This is a genomic window from Streptomyces sp. NPDC057486, from assembly GCF_042802415.1.
Lineage (GTDB): Bacteria > Actinomycetota > Actinomycetes > Streptomycetales > Streptomycetaceae > Streptomyces > Streptomyces yanii.
Genome location: NZ_JBHVEE010000098.1, coordinates 15,582 through 37,942 on the forward strand (window position 1 = coordinate 15,582; position 22,361 = coordinate 37,942).

General features: G+C 69.2%; 20 protein-coding genes and 1 pseudogene. 16 read left to right on the forward strand and 5 right to left on the reverse strand.

Going from position 1 to position 22,361, the window contains the following annotated elements:
• The first annotated feature begins 289 nt into the window (after window positions 1-289).
• Entirely contained in the window at window positions 290-1,030 is a 741-nt protein-coding gene (locus ACFU6I_RS33660) for a hypothetical protein (RefSeq protein ID WP_189702429.1), read from the forward strand.
• Between the two features lie 297 nt (window positions 1,031-1,327).
• Here the strand turns inward: ACFU6I_RS33660 and ACFU6I_RS33665 are convergent, their stop codons facing one another.
• The gene (locus ACFU6I_RS33665) at window positions 1,328-1,930 is read right to left on the reverse strand and encodes a recombinase family protein (RefSeq protein ID WP_384373579.1); all 603 of its coding nucleotides are present in this window, start codon (window positions 1,928-1,930) and stop codon (window positions 1,328-1,330) included.
• Window positions 1,931-2,172: 242 nt separating this feature from the next.
• Between ACFU6I_RS33665 and ACFU6I_RS33670 the strand changes: the two genes are divergently transcribed.
• Together ACFU6I_RS33670 and ACFU6I_RS33675 are read left to right on the forward strand one after the other, a co-directional pair.
• Window positions 2,173-2,979, forward strand: a complete 807-nt coding sequence (locus tag ACFU6I_RS33670; RefSeq protein ID WP_384373582.1) for an integrase core domain-containing protein — start codon at window positions 2,173-2,175, stop codon at window positions 2,977-2,979.
• Between the two features lie 1,057 nt (window positions 2,980-4,036).
• Window positions 4,037-4,507, forward strand: coding sequence for an Lrp/AsnC family transcriptional regulator (locus tag ACFU6I_RS33675; protein ID WP_384373585.1), 471 nt, complete (start codon window positions 4,037-4,039; stop codon window positions 4,505-4,507).
• Between the two features lie 62 nt (window positions 4,508-4,569).
• On the opposite strand, the gene ACFU6I_RS33680 is transcribed toward ACFU6I_RS33675, so the two are convergent.
• The gene (locus tag ACFU6I_RS33680) at window positions 4,570-5,055 is read right to left on the reverse strand and encodes an Lrp/AsnC family transcriptional regulator (protein ID WP_384373588.1); all 486 of its coding nucleotides are present in this window, start codon (window positions 5,053-5,055) and stop codon (window positions 4,570-4,572) included.
• Between the two features lie 347 nt (window positions 5,056-5,402).
• Between ACFU6I_RS33680 and ACFU6I_RS33685 the strand changes: the two genes are divergently transcribed.
• From ACFU6I_RS33685 to ACFU6I_RS33720, 8 genes are all read left to right on the forward strand, one after another.
• Window positions 5,403-6,356 (forward strand): ABC transporter permease, encoded by a 954-nt coding sequence (locus ACFU6I_RS33685; protein WP_384373591.1) that lies wholly within the window; start codon window positions 5,403-5,405, stop codon window positions 6,354-6,356.
• Complete coding sequence (locus ACFU6I_RS33690) at window positions 6,353-7,150, forward strand: ABC transporter permease (protein ID WP_384373594.1); 798 nt, start codon at window positions 6,353-6,355, stop codon at window positions 7,148-7,150. Before ACFU6I_RS33685 ends, ACFU6I_RS33690 begins: the two co-directional genes overlap by 4 nt.
• A 78-nt stretch (window positions 7,151-7,228) precedes the next feature.
• Window positions 7,229-8,305: a PotD/PotF family extracellular solute-binding protein gene (locus ACFU6I_RS33695; protein ID WP_384373597.1), complete on the forward strand. Its 1,077-nt coding sequence runs from the start codon at window positions 7,229-7,231 to the stop codon at window positions 8,303-8,305.
• 2 nt (window positions 8,306-8,307) lie between these two features.
• Window positions 8,308-9,426: an ABC transporter ATP-binding protein gene (locus tag ACFU6I_RS33700; RefSeq protein WP_384373600.1), complete on the forward strand. Its 1,119-nt coding sequence runs from the start codon at window positions 8,308-8,310 to the stop codon at window positions 9,424-9,426.
• Window positions 9,427-9,505: 79 nt separating this feature from the next.
• The gene (locus tag ACFU6I_RS33705; RefSeq protein ID WP_384373603.1) at window positions 9,506-10,306 is read left to right on the forward strand and encodes a carbon-nitrogen hydrolase family protein; all 801 of its coding nucleotides are present in this window, start codon (window positions 9,506-9,508) and stop codon (window positions 10,304-10,306) included.
• A 3-nt stretch (window positions 10,307-10,309) separates the two neighbouring features.
• Window positions 10,310-10,984, forward strand: a complete 675-nt coding sequence (locus ACFU6I_RS33710; protein ID WP_384373606.1) for an RraA family protein — start codon at window positions 10,310-10,312, stop codon at window positions 10,982-10,984.
• Window positions 10,985-11,061: 77 nt separating this feature from the next.
• A complete protein-coding gene (locus ACFU6I_RS33715; protein WP_384373609.1) occupies window positions 11,062-11,784 on the forward strand; it encodes a 3-keto-5-aminohexanoate cleavage protein in 723 nt (240 codons plus the stop codon).
• 281 nt (window positions 11,785-12,065) lie between these two features.
• Window positions 12,066-12,485: a hypothetical protein gene (locus ACFU6I_RS33720; protein ID WP_384373612.1), complete on the forward strand. Its 420-nt coding sequence runs from the start codon at window positions 12,066-12,068 to the stop codon at window positions 12,483-12,485.
• Between the two features lie 72 nt (window positions 12,486-12,557).
• On the opposite strand, the gene ACFU6I_RS33725 is transcribed toward ACFU6I_RS33720, so the two are convergent.
• A complete protein-coding gene (locus ACFU6I_RS33725) occupies window positions 12,558-13,460 on the reverse strand; it encodes an IS5 family transposase (protein WP_384373615.1) in 903 nt (300 codons plus the stop codon).
• 205 nt (window positions 13,461-13,665) lie between these two features.
• Entirely contained in the window at window positions 13,666-15,453 is a 1,788-nt protein-coding gene (locus ACFU6I_RS33730) for an ABC transporter substrate-binding protein (protein ID WP_384373618.1), read from the reverse strand.
• A 115-nt stretch (window positions 15,454-15,568) separates the two neighbouring features.
• Between ACFU6I_RS33730 and ACFU6I_RS33735 the strand changes: the two genes are divergently transcribed.
• From ACFU6I_RS33735 to ACFU6I_RS33745, 3 genes are read left to right on the forward strand one after another with little or no spacing between them, the layout of a single operon-like run.
• Window positions 15,569-16,357 carry a polysaccharide deacetylase gene (locus ACFU6I_RS33735; RefSeq protein WP_384373621.1) on the forward strand — a complete coding sequence of 263 codons (789 nt, stop codon included), beginning with the start codon at window positions 15,569-15,571 and terminating at the stop codon, window positions 16,355-16,357.
• 58 nt (window positions 16,358-16,415) lie between these two features.
• Window positions 16,416-17,660 (forward strand): C45 family autoproteolytic acyltransferase/hydolase, encoded by a 1,245-nt coding sequence (locus ACFU6I_RS33740; protein WP_384373624.1) that lies wholly within the window; start codon window positions 16,416-16,418, stop codon window positions 17,658-17,660.
• Window positions 17,661-17,715: 55 nt separating this feature from the next.
• Complete coding sequence (locus ACFU6I_RS33745) at window positions 17,716-19,086, forward strand: APC family permease (protein ID WP_384373627.1); 1,371 nt, start codon at window positions 17,716-17,718, stop codon at window positions 19,084-19,086.
• A 420-nt stretch (window positions 19,087-19,506) separates the two neighbouring features.
• On the opposite strand, the gene ACFU6I_RS33750 is transcribed toward ACFU6I_RS33745, so the two are convergent.
• Window positions 19,507-19,686 (reverse strand): transposase, encoded by a 180-nt coding sequence (locus ACFU6I_RS33750; protein WP_384373639.1) that lies wholly within the window; start codon window positions 19,684-19,686, stop codon window positions 19,507-19,509.
• Window positions 19,687-20,333: 647 nt separating this feature from the next.
• Here ACFU6I_RS33750 and ACFU6I_RS33755 point away from each other — a divergent pair.
• Window positions 20,334-21,419, forward strand: a complete 1,086-nt coding sequence (locus ACFU6I_RS33755) for an integrase core domain-containing protein (protein ID WP_384373630.1) — start codon at window positions 20,334-20,336, stop codon at window positions 21,417-21,419.
• A gap of 28 nt (window positions 21,420-21,447) precedes the next feature.
• Window positions 21,448-21,864, forward strand: a pseudogene (locus ACFU6I_RS33760) (MFS transporter); the annotation flags it as partial.
• Window positions 21,865-22,361: the final 497 nt, after the last annotated feature.

Sequence of the window (22,361 nt, forward strand, 5' to 3'; positions counted from 1 at the left end):
TTTGTGGGTGGGCCGGGGCTGGGGGGGGGGGGGGGTTTTTTTGGGGGGGTTTTTTTTTGTGGGGCTTTTTTTTTTTGTGTTTGTGTGTTTTTGGCGCCCCCCCCCCCCCGCCCGGGGCCCCCCCCCCCCCGACCCCGTGCGGGGGAGACCGACCCCGTGCGGGGGAGAGGGCGGTGCGGATGCCGGTGCAGGAGTGCCCGCACGGGGCCCAGTTCAACCGACGACATCTCTTCTCGGGCCCGGCCCGTCTACGCTGCTCGGGGTATCTCCTACGCAGGGAGCGCTTGCCATGCTGGACGACATCTCCGTACTGCGTGCCGCGGCGGCGGACTACCGGGCGGCGGCGACCGCCGCGGGCCTGCCCTGGGACGACCCCGCCGTTCCACCGGAGCCACAGGCCCCGCCGGAGCTGGTCCACCGCGTGTTCGACGTGGACCACGTCGCCGACCAGCTCACCTGGCTCCACGGCCAGGGATGGCAGGAGCGCCGGCTGCTGCCGAACGGAGGATGGCTGCTCCCCTGGCCGACCGACGCGGACAAGGCGAACGAGGCGCTCGACAACCTGTCGCTGTCGATCGGCGTGCCGTTCCCCTGGCGGCATCAACTGCCGCTCTTCCACTTCGAGTTCCTCGTCTACACCTTCGTCCTGGCAGGAAAGCACGAAGGCGAGATCTGGCGGTACGAGACCGCCCCGGACGCCTGGGACGCCGTACGCGCGGCCCCGAGCCTCGCGGCCCTGTTCACCGAGTGGACCAAGGGGCTCGAAGCCGGCGTGGTCTACCTCAACGACCTCGACGGCTGCCTCGCCGTAGGCGAACGCGGCCGCCGCGCCGTCCACGCGCTCCTCGACCACACCCCTGCCCTCGACCCGCTCGCTTTCCCCGTCTCCATGCCGGAACAACCGCTGCTGCGGCAGCGGCAGGCCGAGTACGGCGTCGACATGAGCCGCGTCAGCCAGGAACGGGGCTTCGAGAGCTTCGAGGCACTGAACGAGGAGATCGACGCGGTACGCGCCGGCCTCGGACTTTGAACCGCTCCGGATCGACGGAAGCCCAATACGTCGGCTACGGCCCACCTCGGGCCGGCCCGTAGCCGCAGTTACGGGCCGGCCCTTGTCCGGCGGGTCCGTTCACAGCTCCCGCCGCGACGGTGTCCTCATCTTCGCTGTCCTCCTCCGGACCGCGGAGAACCTCACGGACTACCCCCGGGCAGTCCTGCGGCGGCGCGTCCACCACACCAGGGCGCCACCGGCGGCTGCGAGGGCGGCGGCGATGCCTGCGATTGTGCCCCGAAGTCCTAGCTCAGACACCAGCCGCAAAGTAGGTGGTCAGGACTTCGCGGCGGCGGTCTTCTTCGGCTGGCGGGGCACGGTCTTGGTCTTGTCGAGGTGCCCGTACACCGTGGAACGGGGCACGTTGAACATGTCGGCGATCTGCTGGACGGTTTTCTCCCGGGCGTCGTAGAGCTGCTGGGCGAGCTCGGCCTGGTCGGCTGTAAGCTTCGGTCGGCGCCCGCCGACCCGGCCGCGGGCCCGCGCGGAGGCGAGCCCGTCGTTCGTGTTCGCCACGATCAGCTCTCTCTGGAGCTCCGCGAGCACGCTGAGCATCCCGAACATTGCCCGGCCCTCCATGGTGGCGGTGTCGATGCCCTGTTCGATGACATGCAGCCCGATCCCGCGCTCGCGCAGCTCGGCGCCGAGGGTCACCAGGTGCAGCACTGAGCGGGAGAGCCGGTCGAGCCGGGTGACCTTCAACGTGTCGCCCTCGCGCATCAGCTGCATGACGAGATCGAGCTTGGGGCGGGAGGCTTTTGCGCCGCTGGCGACGTCGATGTGGATGTTGTCGCGGTCGACGCCGTTGCGGAGAAGCGCGTCGATCTGGTGGTCGGGGTTCTGGTCGGCCGTTGAAGTGCGGCAGTAGCCAAGGAGCATTGTCGGAAACTACCCTGCCGACCGTTCACCGACGTTGATTTCCGACGCGAGTTGTCGACAGTGCCCACCTGCGAGTTCTCGATCACGCGCGTGAGTGTCGGCAGACGGTCGTTTGCCGACACTCGGCACGGCGGGCGCAAACCCTTGGGACGTTCGTGATCATTCCTTAGCGTTCAATCCAGCAGCATTACCGGCGGGACCCCGTCTCCCCGCGCACCCTGCTGGCCTGGCACCAGCTCCTCGTGAAGCAGAAGTGGACCCAGCCACCCTCCCCGGGCCGCCCGCCACTGTCCGACGAGCTGCGCGACCTGATCATCCGGCTCGGTGCCGAGAACTCCCGGTGGGGGTTCCGGCGGGTGCACAGCGAACTGCGCCGGCTCGGACACCAGGTCAGCGCGGCGACCGTCCGCCGCGTCCTGCGCGCCGCCGGGCTCGGCCCAGCACCGCGCCGACGCGCGGCACGCCGTGAGTGGACCTGCTTCCTCAAGGCCCAGGCCGGCGGCCTGCTGGCCACCGACTTCTTTCATGTGGACACCATCAAACTGCAGCGGCTGTACGCCCTGTTCGTGATGGAGGTGCGCACCCGCACCGTGCACGTCCTCGGCGTCACCGCCCACCCCACCGCCGCCTGGGCCACCCAGCAGGCCCGGCAGCTGCTCTGGCAGCTCGGCGACCGCGCCGCCGACCTCACCCACCTGATCCGGGACCGGGACGCGAAGTTTACCGACGCCTTCGACGCCGTCTTCGCCGGCGAGGGCATCACCGTGGTCAAGATTCCTCCCCGCAGCCCGAACTGCAATCCCCACGCGGAGCGGTTCCTACGCTCGGTGCGGGAGGAGTGCACCGACCGGCTCCTGATCTTCGACCGCGGCCACGCCGAGAAGATCCTCCACGACTACGCCCAGCACTTCAACCGGCACCGGCCCCACCAGGGCCGGAACCAGCTCGCACCTCACGACGACCCCGATGTCATCCCCCTCCCGACGGCCCGGACCGAACGTCGGCAAGCCGTTGCCGGCCTGATCAACGAGTACCACCGCGCAAGCTGACCATCCGACAAACCATCAGGCCAGAGACAGTGAAGCCATTCTGGAGCGCTACGAGCGCCAATCCACAAGCGCCGTCGCTCGACGCGAGCGATCTCGGCCAGTACGTGGGACGACAAGCCAGGCACTGTGGCTCTGCGTTCCCACTGCTGCAAGGGCCGTGGCAGGTCACGACGGACCCGCGAAGGGCGCCTACGAGGCATGAGCCTTTCGTGTCTTGAACATGGCAACCATCATGCCCGCCGTCACGACACCCGTCATCCCCTTGCCGCGGAGGCCCGTGCTCTGCAGCTGTAGTGGGCTCTCTCGGGGTCTCACCACGGCCGGTCGGCGGTGCGGCTGGCGAAGGTCGCCCGCCTGCCGGTCGTGGCTGCCGTGGCTCCCGGGAGGGCGGTGACACGGCGCCGTTCCGAGAGCTTCAGGACGCTGGCGCCATACAGGGTCGGCCTGGGCGCTGCGGACTCACTCTCGGTGCCGGGTGGGGTGCCTGGGCGGTGGCTCGCGAGCGGGCGGCGTGTTCGTCACCTGGTTGGCCTGCGGCCGTCTCTTCTGCTGGCGTCTGGTCGGTCATTAGGGGCGTGGTGAGTGGTGTCCGGTGCGGCGCCGGAGCTCTGCCGGTCTTTGTCCTCACTATCGAGCTGATGGTCCGGTACTCGCCATGACCGTTTGCGTTCCGGGTGGGGGCTGGTGGGTGACCGGTGGGTGGCTGGTGAGTCGTCAGGTCCTGGTCGCGCCTTGTGGTTTTTCCTACAGTTCGCCCTACAGTCGCCCCTACACTTTGCTCTGCAGTGATCGCTGACGGGATGACCGGTTGCCGTGCAGGTCAGCGCCCGCTTCGAGGCTTGCCCGCCGCTCCGACACCCCTTCACCGACTGTTTGTCGTCGGCGAAGGGGACTTGAGGAGATGCCACTTCCCTCGGCAAGCGAGTGCTTCCGGGGATGGTCACCGCGACGGGAAGAATTTCCTGATGATCATTTTGCCCCACGGAGGTCGCCAAACCGTCTGATCTGTGACAGGTGTCACAATCAGCCGTCGCCTTTTGGGTGACATGGTGGGCTCGTGCTGGACGACACCGACCGCGCGATCATGCGCGCACTCACCCGCGACGGGCGGACGCCCTACACCACGCTCGCCCGTGAGCTGGGTGTCTCCGAAGGGACCGTACGGCAGCGGGTGGCCCGGCTCCAGGAGAGCGGGGTGCTGCGGATCGTCGCGCTGTGCGATCCGCTCCGGCTGGGGCATCAGGCCGTACGGCTGATGATCCAGGTCCGGGACCTCACCCCGAAGGCGGTGGCGAAGACCCTCTCCGGGATGCCGATGATCAACCACGTGGCCCTGTGCGCCGGGAGTCAGGACATCTTCCTGGAGGGCACCTGCCGTGACCAGGCGCAGCTCGTCCAGCTCCTGGACGACATCAGGATGCTGCCGGGCGTGTCCCGGGTGCAGGTGCTGCTGCTGCTGGAGCTGTTCAAGGACTACACCTGGCAGGGGCTGGCGACCGCCGTGGGACAGGGCGTGGCTGAGGAGTAGCCACCCCCCGGCGGCCAGGAAGGGCGCGACCGGCGACCGGCAGGCCCCATCGGCGTCTCCCCTCACCCCGGCAGGATTCGCTTCTCCGGACGCGCCGGGACCTCCCGGAACCCCGCCCAGAGATATGAGTCCTTGATGACCTCCAGCACGGTCAGCGCCTCCGCGTGCGCGACCCCGTTGACCCTGCGGACGCGTTCGGTGAGCAGTTCCGCGAGGTGTCCGAGGTCGCGGCAGCGGACATCCACGATCAGGTCGTACGGGCCCACACAGGAGGCGACGTACATCACCTCCGGCATCCGGGACATCTCCCGCGCCACCAGAGCCACCGGGATGTGATGGACCCGGACCGCGAGATGGACCTCCATCTCGCCCATCCGCACCGCCTCCGTCATACCGACGACCTGGACCACGCCCTTGCGCTGGAGCCGCTGGTAGCGAGCGCGCACCGACGCCTCGGAGAGGCCCACGGCCCGGCCGATCTCGGAGAAGGAGGCCCGGCCGTCCACCCTGAGCTGGTCGATGATCTGCCGGTCGAGGTCGTCGAGCACCGGGAACCTCCAGGCGGCCGTGGGGGTGGAAGGCGGGGGAAAAGCGCGGCACACGCGGGGCGGCCACCCGGGCCGATACGTGCTCCATGCACCTTTATCCTCTCCCGTCATCGCTGTCAATGTCGTCGATCACATCTGTGCGGCGCTGCGATACACGTGGAAATCGGCCGCGTTTTCCACGGGTTTCGTTGCGGGCGTGTCTTTCCGGTCGTCGCCCGTTCCTCCACGATTTTCCCATCCGACACCTCAGCGCTGGGACCGGCGACCGGCCCCGCTCCGCACAAGGAGTTTCCGCACATGCGACACACCATCCCTCCCCTCGCCCCGACGCCCCGGCGGACCTTCCGGTGACGGTCACGGCGACCACCGCCGGCACCGCCGCCGGGCGGAAGGGCGCGGGCCGGCCCAGGTCCGGGCAGGCGTCCGGAGGCGGCACGGCCGGGCCGCCGCGCGCCCGCCGGGCCGCGGTGACGACGCTGCTGCTCGCCCCGGCCGGGATCACCGTCCTCGGCCTGGTGCTGGTGCCGATGCTGCTGGTGGTGCGCAACAGCTTCGCCGCGGCGGACGCCTACGGCGGCATCCAGGGCGGGTGGACCCTGGCGAACTACCAGGACCTGATGGACCCCGTCTATCTCAAGGTCTTCAGCTACAGCCTGGGCATGGCCGCCCTGAACACCGCGGTCTGCCTGGTGCTCGGCTATGTCGTCTCGTACTACCTGGCCGGCCGGTCCCCTCAGCGCCAGATGCTGCTGCTCCTGCTGATCATCGTGCCGTTCTGGACCGACTTCCTGGTCCGAACCTTCGCCTGGATCAATCTGCTCAGCCCCGGCGGCCCGGTGAACAGCCTGACCGACGCCATCGGGCTCACCAGTGGCAACACCCAGTGGATCCCCAGCCAGGGCGCGTCCTTCGTCGGCCTGGTGTACGCCTTCCTGCCCACCGCGATCTTCCCCATCTACGCCTCGCTGCGCGGCGTGGACGGCTCGCTCGGCGAGGCCGCCCGCGACCTGGGCTGCGGCTGGTGGCGGGTGCACACCCGGGTGCTGCTGCCGATCGCCCGCCCCGGCATGCTCGCGGCGGCGCTGCTCACCTTCATCCCGACCCTCGGTGTGTTCGTCATCCCTGTACTGCTCGGCGGCGGACGCGACCAACTGGTCGGCAATCTCATCGTGACCCTCTACACCGAGTTCCGTAACCAGCCCATGGGCGCCGCCGCCTCGGTCGTACTGCTGCTGCTGATGGTGGCGTCGATGGCGGTGTTCGGACTGGCCGCCCGGCGGCTGAGGAGGAAGTCGGCATGAAGCACGCCCTCGACAATGTGACGTCCTGGCTGGCCCGTGGCGTCATCGCCTTCCTCTACATCCCCATCGTCGTGGTGGTGGTGCTGTCCTTCAACGACTCCGAGGTCACCTACAAGTGGGAGGGCTTCAGCACCCGCTGGTACGGACAGCTCGCCAACAACACCGAACTGCTTGCCGCGCTGCGGATCAGCGCCGAGACCGCGCTGATCTCCGCCAGCCTCGCCACCCTGTGCGGACTGCTCGCTGCCATGGGCATGGCCCGGCTGCGGTCCAGAGGCAAGGCGGTGTTCTCGGCCGGGCTGTTCCTGCCGCTGATCATCCCGGAGATCGTGCTCGGTGTGGCCCTGCTCTCGGTGTTCGGCGCGATGCACGCCGACCTGGGCCTGACGACCCTCGTCCTGGGCCATGTGGTGGTGACCCTGCCCTACGCGTCCCTGATCGTGCTCGGCGCCCACGCGGCACTCGACCCCGCGCTTGGCGAGGCCGCCACCGACCTCGGCTGCAACCCCTGGCAGTCGTTCCGCCGGATCACCCTCCCGCTGCTCAGGCAGCCGCTGCTGGCCGCCTGGCTGCTCTCCTTCACCATCTCCTTCGGCAACATCGTGATGTCGACCTTCACCAACGGCGTCGGCAGCACCACCCTCCCGCTGCGCGTCTACTCCATGCTCAAGGGCGGTCTGACCCCCGAGATCAACGCGCTGGGCACGCTGCTCGTGCTCTTCACCCTGCTGATCATCGTTGGCGTGGGACTGCGGCAGATGCGCCGGGTCCTGCTCGGCGCGGACCGCAGCTGACGCGCCGAGCACACCCGCCGCACGGTTTCTCCCGACTCTGCTCTCCTTCTTCTCCCTTTCAGGAAAGGCACCACCCTCATGCGTGCAAGAAGTGTCTCCAAGAGTGCTCTCGCCGTCGCCGTCACCACCGTCACCGCCCTTGTCGCCACCGGCTGCGGCGGCTCCGACTCCGGCTCGGCGTCCTCGGGCGGCGGCAAGGAACTGAACATCTACGCCTGGGCCGGTGAGATCCCCGACGCGGTGGTGGAGAAGTTCGAGAAGGAGACCGGCATCAAGGTCACCGTCGACACCTTCGACAGCAACGAGACCATGACCGCCAAGCTCAGCTCGGGCTCGGCGGGCTACGACCTGGTCGAGCCGAGCCAGTACAGCGTGCAGCAGCTCATCGGGCAGCAGCTGATCGAGCCGCTGGACCACTCCCGTGTCAAGGGCCTGGACAACCTCGCCGACAAGTTCCGCGACCCGTCGTACGACCCCGGCAACAAGTACTCGATCCCCTGGATCTGGGGCACCACCGGCTTCGCCTACAACGACAAGTGCATCCCGTCGGCGAGCAGCTGGAAGACGCTCTTCGACGCGAAGTACAAGGGCAAGGTCTACATGCTGGACAACATGCTCGCCGCGTACATCGCCGGGCTCCAGGTGACCGGCGCCCGTGCCACCAGCACCGACGAGGGCGAGATCAAGGCCGCCACCGACGCGCTCATCGACCAGAAGAAGATGCTCGCGGGCTACAACTCCACCAACTACCCGCAGCTGTTGTCGACCGGCCAGGCGTGCGCCGCGCAGGCGTGGAGCGGCACCGCGATGGCCAAGGTGGTCGCCGCCAACCCGCATGTGCACTACGTGCTGCCCGAGGAGGGCGGCTCCATCTGGACGGACGGCCTGTCCATCCCCAAGGGCGCCAAGAACACCGACTCCGCCTACCAGTTCATCAACTACCTCCTGAAGCCTGAGATCGCCGCCATGGCCACCGACGCCGGCAGCGCCAGCGCCAACGCCAAGGCCCGCGACTTCATCAAGGACAAGAAGGCCCTGGAGAACCCGGCCGTCTACGCCTCCGACGAGGCCATAGCCAACGCCGACTTCCTGCTCGACCCGGGAACCGCGATGACCCACTTCCAGCAGGGCTGGACCAAGGTGAAGGCATCCTGATCATGACCACCACCAAGACCCTCTCCAAGGCGGCGGCCCCGGACCGCGACACGGCACCCGCCGTACGGCTCACCGGCGTCGGCAAGACCTTCGGCACCACCCCCGCCGTACAGGACGTCACCCTGGACATCCGGCGCAACGAGTTCTTCTCCATCCTCGGCCCGTCCGGCTGCGGCAAGACCACCCTGATGCGGATGATCACCGGCTTCGAGACGCCCACCGAGGGCACCGTGGAGCTGGGCGGCGTCCCCGCGAACAGCGTCCCGGCGCACAAACGGGACCTCAACATGCTCTTCCAGAGCTACGCACTCTTCCCGCATCTGTCGGTGGCGGACAACGTGGCCTTCGAACTGAAGGTGCGCAAGTCCCGCCCCAAGGCGGAGATCGCCGAGGCGGTACGGGAGGCCCTGGCCCTGGTCCGCCTCCAGGGCTACGGCGACCGGTCGATCGCCCAGCTCTCCGGCGGGCAGCGGCAGCGTGTCGCCATCGCCCGCGCGCTGATCGGCGGCCCCTCGCTGCTCCTGCTCGACGAACCGCTCGGCGCGCTCGACCAGAAGCTGCGCGCCGAGATGCAGCTGGAACTGAAGAAGATCCAGCGCGAGGTCGGGGTGACCTTCGTGACGGTCACCCACGACCAGGAGGAGGCGCTCACCATGTCCGACCGCATCGCGGTCATGGACGGTGGCCGGGTCCTCCAGGTCGACACTCCCGAGGCGATCTACGAGCGGCCCGCGACCCGGTTCGTGGCCGACTTCATCGGTACGTCCAACTTCCTCACCGGCACCCTCGACGGCACGTTCCTCGACGTACCCGGCCTCGGCCGGTTCGCCGCCCCGGATGGCCACGGCCTCACCCACGGCAGCGCGGCGCATCTCGCGGTCCGCCCGGAGAACGTCCGGCTGGCCGCCGCCGACACCGGACTGCCGGGCTGCGGGACCGTCCTCGACGGCACCCTCCAGCAGATCGTCTACATGGGCAACGCCACCCGCTACCACCTCACCCTCACCGACGGCACGGAACTGATCGCCGAGTCACGCGGCGCCGACCGCAGCGGGCTCGCCGCCGGCGCGCCGGTGCGGGCCGGCTGGGACCCGGAACGCTCCCGGCTGCTGCCGGAATGACCCCCGTCGCGCCCCGTACGCCCACGGCCGCCCACCGGCCCGCAGCCCACCCCGTACCCCCCATCAAGGAGATACGACCGTGAAGGTCGCCGCAGCACAATTCGCCCCCACCGCAGACGCGGCGGCCAATCTCGCCGTCATCGAGGAGATGACCGCCGAGGCCGGCGCCGCGGGCGCCGAACTGGTCGTCTTCCCGGAGGAGGCGATGCTCCCCTCCGACTTCAGCGACGAGACCGACGCCCAGCTCAGGGAACTCGCCATCGCCCACTGGGAGCCCTTCCTGGAAGGGCTCACCCGGATCGCCCGCACCCATGACATCGCCATCGTCGCCGCCGGCTACGAGGACAGCGGCACGGCACTGCCGTACAACACCATGGCCGCCGTGGACGCGAGCGGGGAGGTCCTCGGCCTCTACCGCAAGATGCATCTGTACGACGCCTTCGAATACAAGGAGTCGCGCCGCATCCAGCGCGGCAACACTGGACCCGTGGTCGTCCGTATCGGCGACTTCAATGTCGGCCTGGTCAACTGCTACGACATCCGCTTCCCCGAGTTCACCCGCTCACTGGTGGAGATGGGCGCCGATCTGCTGGCGGTGTCGGCGGCCTGGGTGAAGGGCCCGCTCAAGGAGGACCACTGGCAGACCCTGCTGCGCACCCGGGCGATCGAGAACACCTGCTGGGTGGTGGCGTCCTCGCTGACGACCCCCGACTGCATCGGGATGTCCATGGCCGTCGACCCGCTGGGCGTGGTGCGTGCCGCGCTCGGCGAGGAGGAGCGCTCGCTGCTCGTCACCGACGCCAACAAGGACCGCACCGACCGGGCCCGCACGGTCCTGCCCGTGCTCCGCAACCGCCGCATCATCATCGGACCGAGGTGACCCATGCCCCTGGACATTCGTGCACTCCCCGCCCCACTGGACGCGGCACTCGTGGAGGGCCTGCGTAAGGTCGACTTCCCCACGCTCGGCCACTATCTGGAGGAAGGGTTCTGCGACCCGGCGCTCCAGCGGGTGGCGGGCAGCGGAAAACTGGTCGGCCGGGCGGTGACCGTACGCACCACCGCGACCGACTCCACCGTTCTGCACCACGCGGCGGGAATCGTCGGCCCCGGTGATGTGGTCGTGCTCGACACCGGCGGCGACCGCCGCCACGCCCCGCTGGGCGAGGTCGTGGTCAACGCGCTCGTCTCGCGCGGCGCGGCGGGTGCCGTGGTCGACGGCCTGTGCACCGACATCGACGCACTCAGGGACCTCGGGCTGCCCGTGTACGCGTTCGGCCGCACCCCGCTGACCACCAAGCTGCACGGCCTGGCCGACGGTTCCCTGTGCGCCCCCATCACCTGCGGCGGTGTCCCCGTACACCCCGGCGATCTGGTGCTCGGCGACGCCAACGGCCTGATCATCGCCCCGGCCGGACGGCTGGCCGCGGTGCTGGACGAGGCGATCGAGGACGACGCCGAGGAACCCGCGCTGGTGGCCGAACTCCACGAGGGCAAGCCCCTGGGCTCCCTCACCGGCGCTACCGAGACGCTCCGGCTGCTGGGCGCCTTCAACTGACCACCAGACCCCCTGTCTGCGCAACACCCCTGTCATCCGTGTCCCCCCATCTGTCCCACACCCCCTGAGAGGACCCCGTGTTTCTGAAAGCTGCCGTCAACGGCGGGCGCTCCCGGACCGAGCACCCCACCGTCCCGGTCACCGCCGAGGAGATCGCCGCCGACACCCGGGCGGTGCTCGCCGCCGGAGCGGACGTGGTCCACTTCCATGTGCGCACCCCGGACGGCGGTCAGTCCATCCGCCCCGACGCCCTCGCCGAGGTCCTGCGCGCGATCCGCGCCACCGCCCCCGACGCGGTGGTCGGCACCACCACGGGCCTGTGGACCTGCTCCGGCCCCGAGGAACGCTACGAACTGGTCAAGTCCTGGGACATCCTGCCGGACTTCGCGTCGGTCGCCTTCTGCGAGGAGGGCGCCACCGAGACCGCCGAACTGGTCGTGGAGCGCGGCATGGTGCTGGAGAGCGCCGTCTGGACCCTGGACGACGTCCCCGCCCTGCTGGCGTCCCCCACACTGCACCAGAACGTCCGCATCCTCATCGAACCGGTGTCGGAGAACCCCGAGGAGGCGGTCACCGAGGCCCGCGCGATGGCCGAACGCATCCTCGCCGCGGGCGTCACCTGCCCGATCCTCTACCACGGCGAAGGCGCCACGGTCTGGCCGCTGATCCGCGCCGCCGCCGAGGACGGCCACCAGTCCCGGATCGGCTTCGAGGACGGCACCACCCTCCCCGACGGTACCGAGGCCCCCGACAACGCGGCCCTGGTCCGCGCGGTACGGGAACTGACGGCGGCAAGCTGAGTCACGGGCTGAGCCGTGCGTGGGGCCGGTCCGGTCGCTTGAGCGACTGGACCGGCCCCTTTTCTTTCCGCTCAATTAGGCGCACCCCGAGACTGCCGAGACAACCAAAGTTGACGCGTACTCCGTTCTCCTAATGGTCGGCGGGCTGCTGCACGAGTGGCAGAACTGATTCGGAGACGAGTGCGCAGCTCCCGGGCTCCTTGATCGGGCCCGATCAACTCGCTGACTTGCACGTTCGCCGAGTGCAACCACTATGGTCGTGTCGACCGCTTCTGAGCTGCGTGTTGTCGAACCGCACGCTCGCGGCGCGCCGGAGAGGCGTCGGCGATTTCGACGCCTCGGGCGCGGACATCGAACGGGACTGGGTGGCCCGTACAACCTGCTGGAGCCACGTGGAGCGTGTCCTGCTCACGCACGACCAGGTACGCGAGCACGAACTGCCCGCAGCTGCAGGGAAGGTTGGTGACCCGCGTTGGGCAGGGTTCGCGCGCCGATACGGACTCGACCCCGGCCGGCCGGTGCAGTGGGAGGTCGAAGCGCTCGACCCGACCGAGCTTCAGCGCCTGGTCCTCGCCGCCATCGCTCCGTACCTCGACGAGGCCGTACTCGACGACCATATCGCGGGGGAAGAACGGCAACGGGAGCAGCTCAGGGCATTCGCCGATGAGTGGCCCTCCAGTCGTTCACCGGGCCGTGGGTGACTCGTGGCCGCGGGTCTGGGATTTCGGGCTGTGGCAGGGGTTCGGCTCAGAGCCTGTCGGGTGGCCGGTTGATTACGCTGCGATGTGGTCCTCGACGGTGTCGGCTCGTGCGGTCTTGCGGTGGGATTCATGGCTCCACCGCGATGGCTGCCCGGCGAGCCGGACGAGCATCAGACGGATCATTGCCACCTTGATCATGGCCTCGGAGGTCACGGTCAGCCGTTCGTAGTCGCGGGCCAGCCGACGGTTTCGCACCAGCCAGCCGAAACTTCGCTCCACCACCCAGCGTCGGGGCAGGACCTTGAAGCCCTTGACGTCGTCGGTCCGCTTAACGATCTCGACGACGATGTTCAACGCGTCGCGGACCCACGAAAGCAGCGTGGAATCAACGGAGTTGGCGTATCCGCCGTCGGCCCACACCAGACTGATCGTGCGGAAGCCGACGGCGAGCCGGGCCAGGACGGCGCGGCCTCCGGCCCGGTCCTGCACGGACGCGGAAGTGACGGCGACGACCAGCAGCAGGCCCATCGTGTCCACGATCACGTGTCTCTTCCGCCCTGTCGTTCGCTTGCCCGCATCGAATCCACGCGCCTCGCCGCCCTCGCTGGTCTTGATCGACTGGGCGTCGATCACGGCGGCCGACGGCTCGGGATCGCGTCCGACCCCGATCCGGACCCGGCGGCGGAGCTCGTCGTGGACGCGGTCCCAGGTGCCGTCCCGGCGCCACTTGGTGAACCAGCGGTGGGCCGCGTCCCAGGGCATCAGGTCGCGCGGGAGCATCCGCCACTGGCAGCCCGAGCGCAGCACGTAGAACACCGAGTCGAGCACCAACCGGTCTCCGTACTTGCGCATCCCGCCGCCTTTTCGCAGGTCACGCGCGGGAAGGAGTGGCTTGATGATCTCCCGCATCTCATCGGTCAGGCTGGACGGACAGCATGGGCCGCTGACGGCCTCGGAGTTGTCGCACTGGCACACACCACGTGATCATTCCGGGGCCGTCGCCATGCCGCGAAGGCAGATCACGACCGTCACGCATCACGCATGGTCAGCCACCCGACAGGCTCTCAGGGGCGGACACAAGGGCCGGGGCAATGCAGGAAACGTAAGGAGCCGGGCATTGCACTGTCATACGTAGAACTGCGTATCTACCCCGGGTTGCAGGGCCGCCCCCGGGGACAGCTCAGCCGGACGGCAGGTGCAGCCGGCTTATCGAGCCGAAGTCCGGCGGGCTCAGCACCACCGAGCGCCCGTTCTGGATCTGTGACGTGATCAGGGGCTGCCCCAGCGTCGGGTCCGAGGTGCCGTCCGGGAAGCTCAGCGGGGACTGCCCGCCGTCGGCGAAGCTGTAGATGCCGTTGAGCCCGCGGTGGACGTCCTCGCGCAGTGCCCGGCACGTTCCCGCGGGCACCGTCCCGCCGTTGCGGGCCCAGGCCCAGGCGAGCAACTGCACCTGGTCGAAGGCCGCACTCGCCTGTGTGGGCCCCGGCTCGACGCCGTACCGCAGCAGGTAGTTGCGCTGGAACCGTGTCGCCGTCACCGAGTCCGTCCGCGAGGTCGTCGAACTCCACACCGCGCCGTCGGCCATCGACCCCAGCAGGTTCCTGAAGCGGGGAAGCGACGCGGCGTAGACGTAGTGCACAAGGCCCGGGAAACCGGACTCGTGCAGCAGCCGGTGCAGCACCGCGATCTCGTCCGGAACGAAGTGCGCCACCAGCACCAGATCGGGAGACGCGCCCGTGATCTGCTCGACCACCCGCCCCCAGTCGACCCGGCGGACCGGGACCGTCGACCGCAGCGCCACCGACCAGCCGACCGACGCCAGTGACTCACCCAGGCCGCTGTCCGCGATGCGCGCGCTCGGGCTGTCCATCTCGACCACGGCGACCGTCCGGCTGCGCGGGGAGTACGGGCGGTGGTGCTCCAGCCCGCGCACGAACCGCACGAACGCCGACGCGTAGTACTTCTCCGACGGGCACGTCTGGAACACCATCCAGTAGCGCAGCGGCTCCGACCGCACCAGCTCCGCGTGCCGCTCGAAGGTGTCGAGGTGCAGGAACGGCCTGCCATAGTCGGCGGCCATCTCCAGCAGGAACGGGTTCTCCGCGCTCAGGTAGTTGCTGGTGACCGCGTCCACCTCGGCCGCGACCAGCTGGTTCATCGCCGTCCGTACGGCGTCGGGATCGTCGATGTCGCAGTCTTCCACGACATGCTCGACCCTGCGCCCGCCGATCCCGCCGGCCGCGTTGATCTCCTCCACCGCGAGCGCCGTCCCGCGCAGATGCTCCTCACCGTCTTCGGCGGCGCTGCCGGAGAGCGACACCAGGCTCCCCAGCAGAATCGGCTTCCGGGCGGACGCCGGCGCCGGGGCCCACATGCGTTCGGGGTCCGTGCGGAACATCGTGGCGAACCTCTCGACCCCGACCACGGCCACCTGCGCCACGTCCTCGACCCCGCCCGGCATCGGCAGCGCCAGCAGGTTGCTGTCCACCGCCAGTGCCGCCAGACCCGCGCGGCTGCGCTGACCCAGCTTCTGCAGCAGTCGCTCCACTTGGGTCGAGACGGTGCGAGGCCGGGTGCCGAGCCGCTCCGCAGCCTCGGTGTTGGTCAACCCGACCGCGACGAGCGTGAGCACGTCGATCTCGCGCCGGGTCAGGCCCCGTGCCGAGCGCACCTCACCCGTGCTCACCAGGGCGTGGTCCTGCTGGTCCCCCCGCGCCCGGTGCCGTTCCATCCGCACATCCAGCCAGAGCCCATCGGCCCGGTAGACGAACTGCACCTCGGGCCGGTTGAGCAGCAGGAACCCTCGCGCGTACAGCACCAGCCGCTCGGGCGGCACCGCGCCGCGCAAGACCACGGTCCGGCCGAGGTGGTCGGCGGTGAACTCGCCAGGACCGGACGGGGCGGCACCCGACGGATCGTGCCCCCGCAGACCTTGGCCCGGCCTGCCGGGCACAGGGCTCGCAGTCATCGCCGGAGCATACGTCAAATGACGCATGTCATTCCCGGCGGGTGGCGTGAAACTGCCGTCTCAGCGTCAGCAGCGTCGTCAGTCGCATCGATCAGTCGTATCAAGGAGAGCGCCTATGTTCACCTGGCCCGAGGGGCACCGGTTCGGAGCCACGATCAGCTTCGACTTCGACGCCGAGGAGGTATGGATCGGCGAGAACCCCCAGAACACCGACCGCCCCGGAGTGCTGTCCCAGGGCGCGTACGGCCCCAGGGTGGCCGTGCCGCTCCTCCTGGAACTGCTCGACCGGCACTCGATCACCGCGACGTTCTTCTGCTGCGGCCGGGACGCCGAACGCCACCCCGAGTCGATCCGGGCGATCCTGGCCGCCGGGCACGAGATCGCACACCACGGACTCACCCACACCTCGCCGACGGAGCTGTCCGCCGCCGAGGAGCGCCGGGAGGTGCGCGAGGGGCTGGCGATCCTGCGCTCCACGGGCGCGACGGTGACGGGCTATCGCTCCCCGTCCTGGGACTTCAGCGCCAACACCCTGGACCTCCTGGTGGAGCACGGTTTCGAGTACAGCTCGAACCTGCTCGACCACATCGTTCCCTACCGGCACGCAGCCCACGACCTCGTCGAGGTGCCCGTCTCCTGGATCCTCGACGACGCCCCGCACTTCTGGTTCGCCAACGACACCTGGAACAAGACCATCCGCTCCCCACACGAGGTCCTCGACGTATGGCGTCCGGAGATCTCCGGCATCGCGGCACTGGGCGGCCACGTCATGCTCACGATGCACCCGATGATCATCGGACGCCCCTCGCGGCTGGCCATGCTCGACACGGTCCTGACTCAACTCGCCGAGGAAGGCGCCTGGTTCGGCACCGCCCATGAGACCGCCCGCCTCGCCCGCGCCTGACCGTCCGCCGCCCAGCCCGAGCGACCACGCCGGCGAACCCGCGACCGAAGGAATCCCCATGCACGACACCCCCGCACCTGCCTTTCCACGGATCCGTGTCCGCGGCACCGCGCGGGAGCGCGGCGTGCAGTACGGGGCACGGGCCCGGCCGCAGGTCCACTCCGCCCGGGACGGGTACGAGCGCTCCTTCGCCGAGCAGGGCCTGTCCTGGCCCGAGGCCGTCGCCTTCGCCCGGCGCCACCTTCCGGCGGTCACGACGGCGTACCCCGAGCTGGTCGAGGAGATGGCGGGCATCGCCGAGGGCGCCGGTCTGCCCTTCGAGGACATCTTCACGATCAACTGCCGCACGGAGATCCTTTGGTGGGCGCAGACGGACGGGCCCGCCCCGGCCAACGCGGCCCACGGGCCGGCCGAGGCCCCGGCCGGCAGAGGTCCCGGGGAGTGCACCTCCTTCGCGCTGGCTCCGCACCGCACCGCGGACGGCGTCACCCTGGTCGCGCAGAACTGGGACTGGCTGGTGCACGGCATCGACTCCGTGGTGGTGCTGGAGGTGGAGCGCGAGGGCGGTCCGAACTTCGTCACCCTCGTCGAGGCCGGGCTCCTGGCGAAGACCACCCTCAACGCCCACGGGGTCGGCATCGCGCTCAACACCCTGATCAGCTCCCGTGACGACGGCTCGCCGGGCATCCCCTTCCATGTGCTGATCCGCGCGCTCGCCGACTGCCGGCACGTCCACGACGCGGTCGGGATCCTCGCGGAGCACCGACGGGCCTCCTCCGGAAACTACCTGGTCGGCGCGGCGGGCGGGGCCATTCTCGACATCGAGTGCCTGCCCGGCGGCCCCGAGGGGGTACTGCCGGTCGTGGCCGAGAACGGCGTGCTCACCCACACCAACCACTTCCTGTCCGCCCTCCCCGCCATTCGCGGCCACGACCTGGCCGTGCGGGCGATGCCCGACAGCTATGTGCGGCTCGGCCGGATCCGCGACCTGGTCCCCGGCCCCGGCCCGGAGCCGGTGACGCTCGACGCCCTGGACGCGGCGCTGCGCGACCACACCGACGCACCGAGTTCCATCTGCTGCCACCCCGACGAACGCTCCGCCCCGGCGTCGCAGTGGACCACCATCATGTCGGTGGTCATGGACCTCGAACAGCGTGCGCTCCACCTGAGCGAGGGCAACCCCTGCGCGACTCCCCGCCTGCGCGTCGACTACGCCGACCTCCTGCGCGCCCCCACCGACCGTACCGACCGCACGGTCCCCGCCCGGACCCGGACCCGACCCCAGTACGCGGCCCAGGCCTGACCCACACCCGTCCGCCAGACCCCCACACCGCTTTCCAGACCAGGAACCCATGACCATGACCCCACCGACCACCCCCGCCCCCACCTCCAACCAGGCCCAGGCCCCGGCCGCCGAGGGTCTGCGCAAGGTCCTCGGACTACCCGCCGCCGTCATGTTCGGCCTGGCCTACATGATGCCGCTCGCGTCGTTCACGACCTACGGCGTCGTGAACACCATGACCGAGGGCCACGTCGTCACGTCGTACTGGATCACGCTCGTCGCGATGCTCTTCACAGCGGCCAGCTACGCGGCCATGTCCGGTGTGTACTCGGCCACCGGCGGCGCGTACACCTACACACGCCGGACCCTCGGCGGTCACGTCGGCTTCCTCGGCGGCTGGACCATCCTGCTCGACTACGTGCTGCTGCCGATGATGGCCTACCTGGTCATCGGCGTATACCTGCACCAGTCCTTCCCCGCCGTCCCGCAGGGCGTCTGGATCACCGGGGCCATCGCGCTGGTGACTGCCCTGAACATGGTCGGGATCACGATGCTGTCCAAGGTCAGCTCGGCGATCGTGCTCGCCCAGACCGTCTTCCTGGTGCTGTTCGCAGTGCTCGCCGTGAGGACGGCCCGAGGCCAGGAGATCCCCTCCCTGTGGGACGCGCTGGCCGGCCGGGGCCCGGGCACCGCAACCGCCCTCGCTGGTGCCGCGATCCTCTGCTACTCCTTCCTCGGCTTCGACTCGGTGGCGTCTCTGGCCGAGGAGACCCGGAACGCGCGGCGCACTATCCCGCGCGCCATCCTGCTGGTGACACTCCTCGGCGGGCTGCTGTTCATCGCTGTCTCCCTGGTATCCAGCCTGGCCTTCCCGCACTGGCAGAACTACACGAGCGTCGACGCCGCCTCCCTCGACGTCGTCCGAGCGGTCGGCGGCAAGCTCTTCGAGTCGTTCTTCACCGCGGCGTTCGTCGCGGGCTGCTTCGGCGCCGTGCTGGCCCAGCAGGCCACGGTGTCCCGCGTGCTGTTCTCGATGGGCCGCGACGGCGTGCTGCCGCGCAGGGTCTTTGGCTATCTGCACCCGGTGTGGCGCACCCCGGTGTACGCCACCCTCGTGGTGAGCGCCATCGGCCTGGTGTCGCTCTTCGTGGACCTCACCCTCGCCTCCTCGCTGATCAACTTTGGCGCGCTGACGGCCTTCTCTCTCGTCAACATCGCCACCGTCAAGCACTACGTCATCGACGGGAAGCGCCGCGGCGTCGGACCGATCCTCCGCTACCTGGTGGCTCCGGTGATCGGACTCGCCTTGAGCGTGTGGCTCTGGACGAGCCTCTCCGAACAGGCCTTCGTGATCGGCCTCTGCTGGCTGGGTGTCGGCCTCGTCTACCTGGTGGCGTTGACGCGCGGATTCCGCGTCGCGCCCCCGGACCTCGTGGCCGAGGAGTGAGCGGTCTGGGTCAACTCTCGCCTCCAACGTCTCTGCCGCGGGCGCTTCTTTGGACTCGACCAGGGCGTGCTCGACGGTGCGGCCGTTGCGCAGCCAGGACAAGAACCCGGCGGCCGCCGGGACGCCGAGATCGCTCCACTTCGCGGTCTCGTCGCGTTGCTCGAGGAACGTCCACCACTGAGCCAGCGAGGTGGCATAGCCGCGGACGGTGCTCGGCGACCACAGCTGGCGGTGGGACTCCAGCCAGTCCTCGATCGGAGCGACCGTCCGGTACTTCTCATCGATCACGGTCCACGTCGCGCCGATCTCCTCGCCCACGTCGGCGGCCACTTGGCCGACGATGCCGCCGTGATCGCCCTTCGATGAACCCACAGCCAGTTCTCCACCGAGGCGGACACGCAAGTGCACGAGCGCGCCTGCTCAACGAGAGAGCTCGTTCCAGGCCCGCTCCCAGCTCTGGGCGATCGAGGGATATCTCTTCCCCCAGCTCTCGCGGAACTCTTCCAGCCGCTGACGGGCCTGTTCCTCGTTGACGGCCGTGTGGACGAGCTTGAGGTCGCGGGCGACGTCCGCCCAGTCCCGGCGGGACGCGTAGCGCAGGCTGTTTCTGAATCAAGTGGACAATGCAGGTCTGCACCGTGGTCCGGGGCCAGACGACGTTCACCGCGTCGGGCAGGGCGGACAGGCCGTCGCAGACCAGCATCAGCACATCACGCACGCCCCGGTTCTTGATCTCGGTGAGGACGCTCGGCCAGCTGTTCTCGGGTGCTTGTCAAGGACCCTGCGGGCATGACGGCTCGGCCCGCCCGGAAGGACGGGATATTGATCTTCGCTATGGGTGGATCATGTGGTGCGGACGGTATTCCCGCGCGGCGCTTACTCATGTAGTCGCAGTCGTGCTGCTGGCTGTTGTGCGCGCTCGCGGTGGCGGGACAGGCCGGGCGTCTTGCTGGCTGCGCGGTCCCCGAAGCGGTCCGCTGATACTTGGCGACGTCGTTCCGGCCTTTGCCGCCCGTGCCTCGCGAGCTCGCTCGCGAGGAGTTCTGGCAGTTGCGATGACCTGGGATTATCTTGACGGGACGGGGCCGGTCACGTCGTGTGGGCCGCCGGTTGGGCGGCTGTGGCGGATCGGCTTCGCTCCCTGCCGGCTGCGACCGCCGCGTTCCAGCGTGTGCCGTTCAGAAACTCATCGCTGCTGCTTGGAGTAGGTCTGGCGGGCCACGATGGCCTCCTGGAACCCTGGCCGGATGTTCGTCTCACTGGTGTACCAGGTGGCCCGGAAGCTGCTGTCGGTCCCGGCGGTACTGGTGCGTCGGCGCGCGGCGAAGGATGCCGAGTTGCTGGCGCTGCAGCATGAGAACGTGGTGCTTCGCAGGCAGCTCACGGGCCCGGTGCGGTACGAGCCGACGGACCGCCTGTGGTTCGCGGCACTGTCCGGGCTGATCCCGCGACGTCGGTGGGCGCGCGTGTTCCCGGTCACGCCCGCGACCCTTCTGGCGTGGCACCGAAGACTCATCGCACGCAAGTGGGACTACAACAAGCGCCGGGGCAGGCCGGGCAGGCCGCCAACCGCGAGCGTGGTAAAGGCGTTGGTGCTGCGGCTGGCACGGGAGAATCCGCGTTGGGGCTGCCGTCGGATCCAGGGCGAACTCGTTCGTCTGGGGCATCCGATCGGCACCACGACGGTCTGGGAGATCCTGACGGCTGCCGGCATCGATCCGGCCCCGCGTCGCAGCGGACCGACATGGCGCGAGTTCCTGACCGCACAGGCCGAGGGCATCATCGCCTGCGACTTCGTGCACATCGACCTGATCGACCTGCGCCGCGTGTACGCATTGGTCTTCCTCGAGCACGGCACGCGCCGACTGCACATCGCGGGGGTTACTGCGCATCCGACCGGGCCGTGGACGGTGCAGCAGGCGAGAAATCTCGCCCTCGAGTTGGGTGTCCGGCTCGACTCTCTCCGCTTCCTGATCCGCGACCGGGACGCGAAGTTCACCGAGTCCTTCGACGCGGTCTTCGCAGCCGACGACATCGAGGCACTGAGGACCGCGCCGCGGGCTCCTCGGATGAACGCGCACTGCGAACGGGTCATCGGAACCCTGCGGCGCGAAGCCCTCGACTACCTGTTGATCTGGAACGAGGCCCACGCCCGGCAGGTCCTGGATAGCTACGCCCGGCACTACAACCACCATCGCCCGCATCAGGGCCGGGGACAGCTTGCTCCCCTCGGTCAGGCGCACCCTGCGGCCGCGACCGACCTGACCGCGCGCCGACTCCTTCGCACCCGAGTATTCGGCGGTGTCATCAACGAGTACAGATATGCAGCCTGACCAGCGGCGACGAGTTTCCGAACGGCACACCCTCGGCCGCACCCTCTACGCATCCCTCGCCCGCCGCACCGCAGTAACCGCCCGCACCGTGGCACTCATCGCACTGGGCGGTGCCACCACGGCCGCACTCGCGATCGCCCCCGGGCCATATGCCCTGCTGGTCGTAGTGTCCGTCGCGGCCGGGATGGCCCGCGGCAACCTCACCTTGCTGCAAGCCACCGCCATCGCCGACCGCTGGGGCACCACCCACTACGGCCGCCTCTCCGGACTCCTCGCCGCCCCCACGACCGCCGCCTCCGCCCTTGCACCCTTCGCTGGCGCGGCACTCGCCTCACCGCTGGGCGGCTACCCAGCCCTCTTCGCAGCGCTGGCCCTCCTCTCCGGCATCGCAGCCCTGGTCGCCGTCAAGTCAGCACCGACCAACAGGCACGTCGCTGACCGATGACCGGTACGGATCGCAGACCATGCCAGGGGCGAACTACCGGCCGTGACAGGTCACCTCGGGCTACCCGCTGATCCGCCGATCGGGGGACTGTCGAGGGCCCTACGGTGCGACACACCGGGGGCGTGGATGAAGACCTGGATGAAGATACGAAGTCCTATCTCGCCTGAGCGAAAGGCTTATCCAGCGAAGAGCTGGACGCCGAGATCGCCCTGCTGGAAGCGAATGAGGCCCGGATCGCCAGGGACTGCGCAGACCTGGCATGGCAGAAGCTGATGTTCCGGGCCTTCTCTTCTGCACCGCCCCCAGCCGGGATGGACTGAGAAGCGATTCCCAAACCGGAAGGCAGGGGGCTTGCTCGAACTGTCGTCCAAGCGGGACTCTTTCGGGCGATCAAGGCTCGGCCGTGCATAGCAGCAGGGCCTCTTGAACATCTCGGTGGTGTCGAGTCAGCCGAGGACAAGTGGCCCTGATGTCCCGCTGTGTCGCTCCGCACCTTC

Excerpts from the sequence above, each read along its gene's own strand:
- ACFU6I_RS33735 (WP_384373621.1), top strand. The coding sequence starts at position 15,569 with ATGTTCACCTGGCCCGAGGGGCACCGGTTCGGAGCCACGATCAGCTTC.
- ACFU6I_RS33660 (WP_189702429.1), top strand. The coding sequence starts at position 290 with ATGCTGGACGACATCTCCGTACTGCGTGCCGCGGCGGCGGACTACCGG.
- ACFU6I_RS33740 (WP_384373624.1), top strand. The coding sequence starts at position 16,416 with ATGCACGACACCCCCGCACCTGCCTTTCCACGGATCCGTGTCCGCGGC.
- ACFU6I_RS33700 (WP_384373600.1), top strand. The coding sequence starts at position 8,308 with ATGACCACCACCAAGACCCTCTCCAAGGCGGCGGCCCCGGACCGCGAC.
- ACFU6I_RS33710 (WP_384373606.1), top strand. The coding sequence starts at position 10,310 with ATGCCCCTGGACATTCGTGCACTCCCCGCCCCACTGGACGCGGCACTC.
- ACFU6I_RS33690 (WP_384373594.1), top strand. The coding sequence starts at position 6,353 with ATGAAGCACGCCCTCGACAATGTGACGTCCTGGCTGGCCCGTGGCGTC.
- ACFU6I_RS33745 (WP_384373627.1), top strand. The coding sequence starts at position 17,716 with ATGACCCCACCGACCACCCCCGCCCCCACCTCCAACCAGGCCCAGGCC.
- ACFU6I_RS33730 (WP_384373618.1), bottom strand. The coding sequence starts at position 15,453 with ATGACTGCGAGCCCTGTGCCCGGCAGGCCGGGCCAAGGTCTGCGGGGG.
- ACFU6I_RS33695 (WP_384373597.1), top strand. The coding sequence starts at position 7,229 with ATGCGTGCAAGAAGTGTCTCCAAGAGTGCTCTCGCCGTCGCCGTCACC.
- ACFU6I_RS33755 (WP_384373630.1), top strand. The coding sequence starts at position 20,334 with ATGTTCGTCTCACTGGTGTACCAGGTGGCCCGGAAGCTGCTGTCGGTC.
- ACFU6I_RS33665 (WP_384373579.1), bottom strand. The coding sequence starts at position 1,930 with ATGCTCCTTGGCTACTGCCGCACTTCAACGGCCGACCAGAACCCCGAC.